The sequence below is a fragment of the Pseudomonas sp. genome (assembly GCF_032058845.1).
Lineage (GTDB): Bacteria > Pseudomonadota > Gammaproteobacteria > Pseudomonadales > Pseudomonadaceae > Aquipseudomonas.
In genome coordinates, this window is record NZ_DAMCCR010000112.1 from 1 (window position 1) to 10,192 (window position 10,192).

The following is a 10,192-nucleotide window of genomic DNA, read 5'->3' on the forward strand; positions in this document are numbered from 1 at the left end:
GTAGAGGCGAAATCATGAAGACCACCCTCGACTTGCCTCTTTTGCCATTGCGCGATGTCGTCGTATACCCGCACATGGTCATCCCGCTGTTTGTGGGGCGCGAAAAATCCATCGAGGCCCTCGAGGCAGCGATGACGGGCGACAAGCAGATCCTCCTGCTGGCCCAGAAAAACCCAGCTGACGATGATCCCGGTGAAGATGCGCTTTACCGGGTCGGTACCGTTGCTACCGTTCTGCAATTGCTCAAGCTGCCCGATGGCACGGTCAAGGTCCTGGTCGAAGGCGAGCAGCGCGGTGCGGTCGAGCATTTCACCGAGCAGGACGGGCATATTCGTGCCGAAGTCACCCTGATCGATGAAGTCGAGGCTGCCGAGCGCGAGTCCGAAGTGTTCGTACGCACACTGCTGTCGCAGTTCGAGCAGTACGTTCAGCTGGGCAAAAAGGTGCCTGCCGAGGTGTTGTCTTCACTGAACAGCATCGATGAGCCTGGTCGCCTGGTCGATACCATGGCTGCCCACATGGCGCTGAAGATCGAGCAGAAGCAGGACATTCTCGAAATCATCGACCTGTCGGAGCGTGTCGAGCACGTGCTGGCCCTGCTCGATGGCGAGATCGATTTGCTGCAGGTCGAGAAGCGCATTCGCGGTCGCGTCAAGAAACAGATGGAGCGCAGCCAGCGCGAGTACTACCTGAATGAGCAGATGAAGGCCATCCAGAAAGAGCTCGGCGACGGCGATGAAGGCCACAACGAAATCGAAGAGCTGAAGAAGCGCATCGATGCCGCCGGCCTGCCGAAGGACGCGCTGACCAAGGCTCAGGCAGAGCTGAACAAGCTCAAGCAGATGTCGCCGATGTCAGCCGAAGCCACCGTGGTGCGCTCCTACCTCGATTGGCTGGTGCAAGTGCCGTGGAAGGCGCAGAGCAAAGTGCGCCTGGACCTGGCCAAGGCCGAAGAGATCCTCGACGCTGACCATTACGGCCTGGAAGAAGTCAAAGATCGTATCCTCGAATACCTTGCCGTGCAGAAGCGCGTCAAAAAGATTCGCGGGCCCGTGCTGTGCCTGGTAGGGCCGCCCGGTGTGGGCAAGACGTCCCTGGCTGAATCCATTGCAACCGCCACCAACCGCAAGTTCGTCCGCATGGCGCTGGGTGGTGTTCGTGATGAAGCTGAAATCCGTGGCCACCGCCGCACCTACATCGGTTCCATGCCAGGCCGCCTGATCCAGAAGATGACCAAGGTCGGCGTGCGTAACCCGCTGTTCCTGCTCGATGAAATCGACAAGATGGGCAGCGACATGCGCGGCGATCCCGCCTCGGCACTGCTCGAGGTGCTCGATCCCGAGCAGAACCACAATTTCAACGATCACTACCTGGAGGTCGACTACGACCTGTCGGACGTGATGTTCCTCTGCACCTCGAACTCGATGAACATCCCGCCAGCCTTGCTGGATCGGATGGAGATCATTCGCCTGCCGGGTTACACCGAAGACGAAAAGATCAACATTGCAGTCAAGTACCTGGCCACCAAGCAGATCAAGGCCAACGGCCTGAAGAAGGACGAACTGGAGATCGATGTCAGCGCCATCCGCGACATCATCCGCTACTACACCCGTGAAGCGGGCGTGCGCGGGCTTGAGCGCCAGATCGCCAAGATCTGCCGCAAGGTGGTGAAAGAGCATGCAGGCGAGAAGCAGTTCAAGGTCAAGGTGACGGGCGAGCAGCTCGAGCATCTGCTGGGCGTTCGCAAGTTCCGCTATGGCCTGGCAGAGCAGCAGGACCAGATCGGGCAGGTGACCGGGCTGGCCTGGACTCAGGTCGGTGGCGAGTTGCTGACGATCGAGTCGGTGGTGATTCCTGGCAAGGGCCAGTTGATCAAGACCGGCTCCCTGGGCGATGTCATGGTTGAATCGATCACCGCCGCGCAGACCGTTGTCCGCAGCCGGGCCCGCAGCCTGGGCATTCCGGCTGATTTCCACGAGAAGCACGACGTTCACATCCACATGCCTGAAGGGGCTACGCCCAAAGACGGCCCCAGTGCCGGGATTGGCATGTGCACGGCTCTGGTGTCGGCCTTGACGCAGATCCCGGTGCGCGCCGATGTCGCCATGACGGGCGAAATCACCTTGCGCGGCCAGGTGCTGGCCATCGGTGGTCTGAAGGAAAAACTCCTGGCGGCTCACCGTGGCGGCATCAAGACGGTGATCATTCCTGAAGAGAACGTGCGTGATTTGAAGGAGATTCCTGAAAATATCAAACAGGATCTGCACATCAAACCGGTCAAATGGATTGACGAAGTCCTCCAAATTGCGCTGCAATACGCCCCCGAGCCCTTGCCAGACGTGGCTCCGGAGATTGTCGCCAAAGATGAAAAGCGCGACAGCGATGCGAAGGAAAGAATCAGCACGCATTAGTACGTATTTCCCTGGGTGGCCTTCCTTGACATTTTTTTCGAGGGCTTGCTATAAAGCGCCTCGCACCGTCACCAGGCCACCCAGTCAGCGTTATTTGTAAGCTTTATTACATACTTAGAAACAAACTCAATTTAGAGAAATTAAGGGGACTTAGAGTGAACAAGTCGGAACTGATTGACGCTATCGCCGCTTCTGCTGACATTCCGAAAAACACCGCCGGTAAGGCGCTGGATGCTGTCCTCGAATCGGTTACCGGTGCCCTGAAGCAAGGTGACGATGTGGTACTGGTCGGCTTCGGTACTTTCACTGTCAAGGAGCGCGCCGAGCGCACTGGCCGTAACCCGCAAACCGGTAACCCGATCAAGATCAGCGCTGCCAAAGTGCCGAACTTCAAGGCTGGCAAAGGCCTGAAAGACGCCGTCAACTAAGTCGTCTTTTTCAGCCGGCCCTGACCTTGTCGGGGCCGACCGCGTGACGGCGGGAATACAGTTTTTCCCACCGGGCACGCCCGCTTTGAGAAGGCGCATCCACAGGATGCGCCTTTCTTTATATATGGACTCTACCCACGCTCCGCGGTTGTTTACGCAGTGGTACAACCGTTTCTGGGGGACGCATGCTGCAAAATATCAGGGACAATTCACAGGGTTGGATTGCCAAGACCATCATCGGCCTCATCGTGGTGCTGATGGCATTGACCGGCTTCGAAGCTATTTTCCAAGCCGCCAGCCATAGCCAGGATGCCGCCAAGGTGAACGGCGAGACCATCAGCCAGAACGAGCTGAGTCAAGCCGTGGACATGCAGCGCCGCCAGCTGATGCAACAGCTGGGCAAGGATTTCGATCCAGCACGTCTTGATGAAAAGATGCTCCGCGAGGAAGCGTTGAAGGGCTTGATCGAGCGCAAACTGCTGCTCGACGGCGCCAAGGACGCGAAGTTCGCCTTCTCGGAAGGCGCACTGGACCAGGTCATTCTGCAAACGCCCGAATTCCAGGTTGATGGCAAGTTCAGTGCAGAGCGCTTCGATCAGGTCATTCGTCAACTGGGTTATGGCCGCATGCAGTTCCGCGACATGCTCGGTCAGGAAATGCTCATCGGCCAACTTCGTACCGGCCTGGCCGGCAGCAGCTTCGTGACTGACAAGCAGGTGCAGGCATTTGCCCGTCTTGAAAAGCAGACCCGTGACTTCGCCTCGATGACCTTCAAGGCGGACCCTGCCTCGATCAAGGTCAGCGACGAGGCAATCAAGGCCCACTACGACCGGCATGCGAAGGAGTTCATGACCCCGGATCAAGTGGTCGTGAATTACATCGAGCTGAACAAGTCCGACTTCTTCGCCCAGGTCGACGTCAGCGACGACGCGCTGCAAGCGCAATACGAGAAGGAAACGGCCAATCTGGCCGAGCAGCGTCAAGCCGCTCACATCCTCATCGAAGTCAATGACAAGACCGACGACGCACAGGCCAAGGCCCGCATCGATGAAATCCAGCAGCGTCTGGCCAAAGGCGAAGACTTCGCCAAACTGGCCAAGGAGTTCTCGCAAGACCCGGGTTCTGCCGCCGCCGGTGGTGATCTTGGTTTTGCCGGCCCCGGTGTCTATGACCCGAGCTTCGAAGACGCGCTGTACAAGCTGGACAAGGGTCAGGTCTCGGCGCCGGTACGCACCGAGTTTGGCTATCACCTGATCAAGCTGCTGGGCGTCGAGGCACCTGAAGTGCCAAGTTTCGCCAGCCTCAAACCCAAGCTGACCCGCGAGCTTAAAACCCAACAGGTCGAGCAACGCTTCGTGGAAGTCACCAAGCAGCTTGAAGATGCGGCGTTCGAGTCCTCCGACCTGGCGCAACCTGCCCAGGACCTGGGTTTGAAGGTACAGACCTCCAAGCCGTTCGGGCGTGATGGGGGCGAAGGCATCACGGCCAACCGTGCGGTCATCCAGGCCGCGTTCAGCGACGAAGTGCTCGACGAAGGCGCCAACAGCAACGCGTTGGAGCTGGACCCGGAAACCATCGTCGTGCTGCGCGTCAAAGAGCACCGCAAGCCTGAGCAACTGCCGCTGGAAACCGTCGCTCAGAGCATTCGCCACCAGCTGGCCAAGGATCAGGCAACCGCGGAACTCAAAGCCAAGGCCGACACGCTGGTAGCAGGCCTTGAAGCGGGTTCCGTGGCGGCCGATGCTGCTCACGAAGGTCAGAGCTGGAAGGTGCAGGAAGCGGTCAGCCGTAGCCAGGAAGGCATCGACCCTGTCGAGTTGCAGGCGGTGTTCCGCATGGCCAAGCCTGAAGCCAAGGACAAGCCTGCCTACAGCAGCGTTGTGCTCAACGATGGCAGCCTGGTGGTGCTGAAGCTCAAAGGTGTCAACGAAGGGGCCCCGGCCACCGAGCAGGAGAAGCAGCAGATTGCCCGCTACCTGGCCTCACGCGCGGGTCAGCAGGACTTCGCTGCGTACCGCAAGCAGTTGGAAGTGAACGCCGACATCACCCGTTACTGAGTGAGTCGTGTCAACTGAAACGGGCCGCTGATGCGGCCCGTTTCAGTTTCTGCAGCATGTGCTTTGCACCCCTTGCCAGGCCAGCTGCGTCAGCGTTGCTGGTTTTCGTAGTTGTCCAGGGTGTCGCGGGCGATTTCCCGACCCAGGGCGATCAGCTCGGGCGCTTTGTAGAACTCGAAGAATCGGCAGACCCGCTTGGGCACGTTGATCAGTACATCGGGCGGATAGCCGGCAATCTTGTACTGCGCCAGCGAGGTCTGCATGACCTCGAAGCTCTGGTTGATCAGGTCCAGCAGCGAGGCAGGCCCGACGTTGTCGATGATGAACGAGCCCACGGCTGATTTGGGCGCACCTTCTGCTTGCGGCGCAGCGGCCGGTTGCTGGGCTTCGGGATCAGCCGGTTCGCTCAGCCAGGGGTTGGGCTTGGCCGATTGCCCGGCCGTTATCTTCTGATCGATGCGCATGAGCTTTTCGGCGGGCGTGCGGCGGAACGGCAAGTGCGCACCCAGCGAGTTGATCAGCGCATCGAAGCGCATCTTGAACGCCGGGGGGCGTTCGATGACCGGCAGTTGATAGTGGTTCTGGTTGGTGGCGTTGAGGTTGACCGCAATGATCAGGTCGCAATGGCTCGACACCACCGGCACGATGGGCAGCGGGTTGAGGATGCCACCGTCTACCAGCATGCGATTGCCCTGCTGCACCGGCGTGAACAGGCTGGGAATCGCTGCGGAAGCGCGCATGGCCTGGTGCAGGCAGCCTTCCTGGAACCAGATTTCCTGCTGGTGAGTGAGGTCGGCGGCGACGGCAGTGTAGGGGATGCGCAGTTGCTCGATGTTGATCTCGCCGACGATCTTGCGGATCTGTCCGAAGACCTTGTCGCCGCGAATGGCGCCGAGGCGGAAACTGACATCGACCAGGCGTAGCACATCGAGGTAGTCCAGGCTCTCGATCCAGTGCCGGTATTCGTCGAGTTTGCCGGCGGCGTAGACCCCGCCAATCACCGCGCCCATCGAACAGCCTGCGACACAGGCAATGTCATAGCCGCGGCGCTCGATTTCCTCGATCACGCCAATGTGTGCATAGCCGCGCGCGCCGCCCGAGCCCAGCACCAGTGCTACCCGTTTACTCATGAATATCCCCCGCGTCGTGTGCGTGCGAGCCACAATGACCCAGTGCGCGTGGGTATTCAATCATGGCAGTCGCCGGACGCCGCCCGCACGGCACTTTCGCACCGCATTGCCGTCGAACAGGCACTGCGTCTCAACCTGTGAGGTTTCCTGATGAAAGCCTGGATTTGTCTTCCCCTGATCGTGCTGGCGCTGGCTGGATGTGCAGGCAAGACGGCGTACCGTGAAAGCTGCGGGACGCAGCTCAATGCCGCCTGGAAAGAGCTGGACCTGGCCAAGGCCGAAGGCTTTGCTGGCACGGTCAGCTACTCCAAGGCGCTGTCACTGCTGACCGGCGCCAAGACTCAGCAGCAATTCGAAGGCTTCGAAGGCTGCACGCGCAAAGCCGAAAAAGCGCGTTTCTATATCCGTGAGTCCCGTGCCGGGCGTTGATCGAGGAGTCTGACCATGTCTGCCATGCTTGATCACGTCGTAGGTGAGCTCCTGTCGTTGCAGGTGCGCCTGCTTGCATGTCGCGAGCGGTTGGCGGCCAATACCGACAGCGAAGCGCTGCATGATCTGCGTACGACCACGCGGCGTCTTCGTAGCCTGATTCGGCCCTTGCGCGGCTTGCCCGGCATCGAGCAGCTCGAAGACGCGGCGCGGGCCATGGGCCGCCTGACCACACCGATGCGTGACCGAGAGGTGCTGGATGCGCATCTGCTTGAGCGTGGTCATGCCCTGGCCGTACATCCACTTGGGCAGCAGGCCCGGGCTTTTGCCAGCGTGGCCGACAGTGCCGAGCTGACCCGGCTGCTGGCCATCCTCGACGCATCACCGTCGTTTCTGCGCTCGGCACAGCGCGAAGGGCTGCTGCCCAAGCCAGGGGCGCATGTCGAAAAGCGCTTGCGCAAGCAGTGGCGCAAGCTGCGCGAAGGATTGCAAGACCCGGCGCACGACCGTCATCGCCTGCGCCTGTTGATCAAGCGCGTGCGCTATGGCGACGAGGCCTTCCCGCAGCTCGATCACGCCGGCAAGAAACTGCGCACGCTGCTCAAGCGTGCACAGGGCGATCTGGGCGACTGGCATGATCGGTTGCAGTGGCTGCTGCAGGCCGAGCAGCAACCGCAGCTGGCCGCTTACACCCCGCAGTGGCAGCAGGAGCTGCAGACGCTGGAAGCCAAGGCCGACAAGACCCTCGAACGGCTGGGCAGCGCATTGGCCAAGCGCCGGCACTGACGCTCACCGCTGGGGTCGATGGCTGGGGTTCAGCGCTGAGGGGCACGGCGGCGCAGCAGCCGACCGCCGGCGATCCCCACTAGGACGCCGATGGCCAGTTGGCTGATGTCCATCGCAAACACCCCGGACAACACCAGCAATGCGCCCGGCACTAAAAGCAGGACCGCCAGCAATTGGCGCATCTGCTGCGGGGTAGGGTGGGCAGCCTGAGGCGAGGTGCGCCAGCTGTGGTTGAGCAGGTGGGACAGGCGTCTGTTCATGGGCAATTCCTCTCGGCGACCCCATGAGCGTAGTGGCCCTGTGCGCAGGCAGCCAATCGAGGCTGGCTATGGTGCCTATAGCGCGAGCTGGCCTATCGCCTTGTTCAACGCCCCAGCCAGGGTCGCCAGCTCGCGGCTGGTGCTGGCCGAGCCCACCGTCTGCTGCACGGTCTGTTCGGTGACATCGCGAATACTGACGATTGCCCGGTTCATTTCTTCGGCGACCTGGCTCTGTTGCTCGGCCGCCACAGCGATCTGGGTGTTGCTTTCGCGCATCTGCGCGACCGCCTGGGTGATTTCCGCCAAGGCCTCACCGGCCTCCTTGGCCTGCCGCACACAGTCGTCGGCCTTGAGCGAGCTTTCATGCATGTAGTCAACCGCATCGCGGGTGCCGCTGTGCAGAGTCGAGATCATGCCGGTGATTTCATCGGTGGAGCTCTGCACGCGTTTGGCCAGGTTGCGCACTTCATCGGCGACCACGGCGAAGCCTCGGCCCAGGTCGCCTGCGCGGGCGGCCTCGATGGCCGCGTTGAGGGCCAGCAGGTTGGTCTGCTCGGCGATGCTGTGGATCACGCCGACGACACCGGTGATCTTCTGGGTGTCGTCGGCCAGTTGCTGGATCATCTCGGCGGTCTGCTGGACACCGCTGGACAGCCCGGCGATCGACACCTGTACGCGGCTGACGACGTGTTGGCCGCTGCCGGCCAGGGCATTGGCGGTCTGCGACAGGTCTCGGGTGGCGCCGGCGTGCTGGGCAATGTGATGCACGGTGGCGGTCATCTGATTGATGGCGGTGGCCGCCTGATCGGTCTCGCTCTGCTGGCCAAGCATGCCGTGGCGCACATCGCTCATGCTCGCCGCCAACTGCGCAGCGCCAGCGTCAAGCTGCGCAGCGGACTGGGCCACAGTGCCAACGACACGGTGATAGGTCGACTGCATCGCGTTGAACGCCGCCGCCATCTGGCCCACTTCATCACCGCAGGAAAGCGGCACGCGGGCAGACAGATCACCGGTTTTTTCGACCTGCAGCATGACGTTCTTCAACGTATTGAGCTGACGCAGCAGGAAGCGGATCAGCAGCTGCGAGGCGCCGAGCATCAGCAGCATCAGCCCCATGACGCACAGGGCATACTGGCCGAAGCGGTCTAGAAACACCTCGGTGAAGCCGGGCGACGGTGCGAGCACCGCCACGCGACCATCGCCAAGACGCAGCACCTGCGCGCCGTTGACGGCGGAACCGTCGAGGCGGGTGTCTGGCAGTGCAACCCAGCCTTCGGCGTCGCGCAGTGCGCCAAGCTCGGCGCCGTTCAGGCTGGGCGCCTGGTCGCCGGTCCACTGCAACCGGTGCGCGGCCACTGGCAGCGCTTGCCCGGCAGGCCACTGGGCCAGCAACTGGGCTTCGCGCTGCGCTGCCGAACGGGCGGCGTCGGTCCGGGCTTGTTGCTCCAGGTTCACTGCGTAAAGGACCAGCAGGAGGGTGGTGAAGAAGGCCACGGCGTTGACGGCCCAGAATTTGTATTTGAGTGAAACGTTGCTAAGCCAGGCACCCATGGTAGGTCTTCTCTGAGTTGAGCGGAAACGATATTGGCAAGGTGCCATCATTGTGCCCGCGCGCGTCGGTGAAGTCGTTGATGCCCGTCAAGAAATCTCGGGTAAAGCGAAAAACCTGCGCGCGCAGGCCGTGGTATGGGCAGCGGTGTGTTCGGGCGTTTCGCCGCGATGGCGAGCCACCTCCTGCAGCACGGCCGGCAGGTAGGCCGGCTCGTTCCGACCGCTTTTGGGCTTGGGTCGCAGCGTGCGCGGCAGCAGGTAGGGCGCATCACTTTCGAGCATCAGGCGCCCCGACGGAATGTTGCCTACCAGCGGGTGCAAGTGCGTGCCGCGTCGCTCGTCACAGATCCAACCGGTGATGCCGATGTGCAGGTCCAGGTCGAGGTAGGCGAACAATGCCTCGCGTTCACCGGTGAAGCAGTGCACCACAGCGGCGCTCAGCTGGTCGCGAAACCCTTTGAGGACTGCCAGCAGGCGCTGGCTGGCATCTCGCTCATGCAGAAACACCGGCAGCCCGCTCTCCACGGCCAGCGCCAGTTGCGCTTCCAGGGCCTTCTCCTGGAGCGGGCGAGGGGAGAAGTCGCGGTTGAAGTCCAGTCCGCATTCGCCCACCGCCTTGACCCGCGGGTGCGCCAGCAACTGGCGCAGTTGCGCCTCGCTGCCGGCCTGCCAGCTGCTTGCATCGTGCGGGTGCACGCCAGCGGTGGCGAACAGGTGTTGTCCCGGTTCATCGAAACGCTCGCACAGCGTCAGGGCCTGCTCGCTGCCCGGCAGGCTGGTGCCGGTCAGGACCATTTGCACCACGCCGGCCTGCTGCGCACGGTCGATCACGGCGGCATGCTGCTCGTCGAAGCCGCTGTTGGTCAGGTTGACGCCAATATCGATCAGTTGCATGGTGCTACCTCGTGCCACGGGACGGCCAGCATAGCAAACCCCCATCAGAGGAACTATTTCTCAGAACCTCAAAGGTTTGCGACGGTCTGTTGATGTCAGTTGTCATCCATGCGCCTCTGCCGAGCGCGCAGCTCACACGGATACGCATGTGACAGTACGCTCGTTGTTCACAGTATTACTGCTGATCGGGCTCCTGGGCGCGGGCCCGGCCAGCGCACGCGTGGCGGGCCCGCAGCAGGCGGCCAG

General features: G+C 61.7%; 9 protein-coding genes and 1 pseudogene. 5 read left to right on the forward strand and 5 right to left on the reverse strand.

Translation table 11 applies throughout. The features are described 5' to 3' along the window. Nucleotides 1-14: 14 nt before the first annotated feature. From lon to RT028_RS17405, 3 genes are all read left to right on the forward strand, one after another. Complete coding sequence (gene lon, locus RT028_RS17395; RefSeq protein WP_312936350.1) at nucleotides 15-2,411, forward strand: endopeptidase La; 2,397 nt, start codon at nucleotides 15-17, stop codon at nucleotides 2,409-2,411. 155 nt (nucleotides 2,412-2,566) lie between these two features. Then, entirely contained in the window at nucleotides 2,567-2,839 is a 273-nt protein-coding gene (locus tag RT028_RS17400; RefSeq protein ID WP_312936351.1) for an HU family DNA-binding protein, read from the forward strand. A 185-nt stretch (nucleotides 2,840-3,024) separates the two neighbouring features. Next, on the forward strand, nucleotides 3,025-4,896 hold the full coding sequence (locus RT028_RS17405) for a SurA N-terminal domain-containing protein (RefSeq protein ID WP_312936352.1): 1,872 nt from the start codon (nucleotides 3,025-3,027) through the stop codon (nucleotides 4,894-4,896). Between the two features lie 89 nt (nucleotides 4,897-4,985). Here the strand turns inward: RT028_RS17405 and RT028_RS17410 are convergent, their stop codons facing one another. Next, complete coding sequence (locus RT028_RS17410) at nucleotides 4,986-6,026, reverse strand: patatin-like phospholipase family protein (protein WP_312936353.1); 1,041 nt, start codon at nucleotides 6,024-6,026, stop codon at nucleotides 4,986-4,988. Between the two features lie 150 nt (nucleotides 6,027-6,176). Between RT028_RS17410 and RT028_RS17415 the strand changes: the two genes are divergently transcribed. Both RT028_RS17415 and RT028_RS17420 read left to right on the forward strand, forming a co-directional pair. Further along, complete coding sequence (locus tag RT028_RS17415) at nucleotides 6,177-6,455, forward strand: hypothetical protein (protein ID WP_312936354.1); 279 nt, start codon at nucleotides 6,177-6,179, stop codon at nucleotides 6,453-6,455. A gap of 15 nt (nucleotides 6,456-6,470) precedes the next feature. Further along, a complete protein-coding gene (locus tag RT028_RS17420) occupies nucleotides 6,471-7,241 on the forward strand; it encodes a CHAD domain-containing protein (protein WP_312936355.1) in 771 nt (256 codons plus the stop codon). Nucleotides 7,242-7,270: 29 nt separating this feature from the next. On the opposite strand, the gene RT028_RS17425 is transcribed toward RT028_RS17420, so the two are convergent. From RT028_RS17425 to RT028_RS17435, 4 genes and pseudogenes are all read right to left on the reverse strand, one after another. Then, the gene (locus tag RT028_RS17425) at nucleotides 7,271-7,501 is read right to left on the reverse strand and encodes a terminase (protein WP_312936356.1); all 231 of its coding nucleotides are present in this window, start codon (nucleotides 7,499-7,501) and stop codon (nucleotides 7,271-7,273) included. A gap of 75 nt (nucleotides 7,502-7,576) precedes the next feature. Further along, nucleotides 7,577-8,461 (reverse strand): methyl-accepting chemotaxis protein, encoded by an 885-nt coding sequence (locus RT028_RS20390; protein WP_409567292.1) that lies wholly within the window; start codon nucleotides 8,459-8,461, stop codon nucleotides 7,577-7,579. Beyond that, nucleotides 8,447-9,103: pseudogene (locus tag RT028_RS20395) on the reverse strand (HAMP domain-containing protein); the annotation flags it as partial. The gene RT028_RS20390 and the pseudogene RT028_RS20395, both read right to left, overlap by 15 nt. A gap of 36 nt (nucleotides 9,104-9,139) precedes the next feature. After that, entirely contained in the window at nucleotides 9,140-9,946 is an 807-nt protein-coding gene (locus RT028_RS17435; protein WP_312936358.1) for a TatD family hydrolase, read from the reverse strand. Nucleotides 9,947-10,192 lie beyond the last annotated feature (246 nt).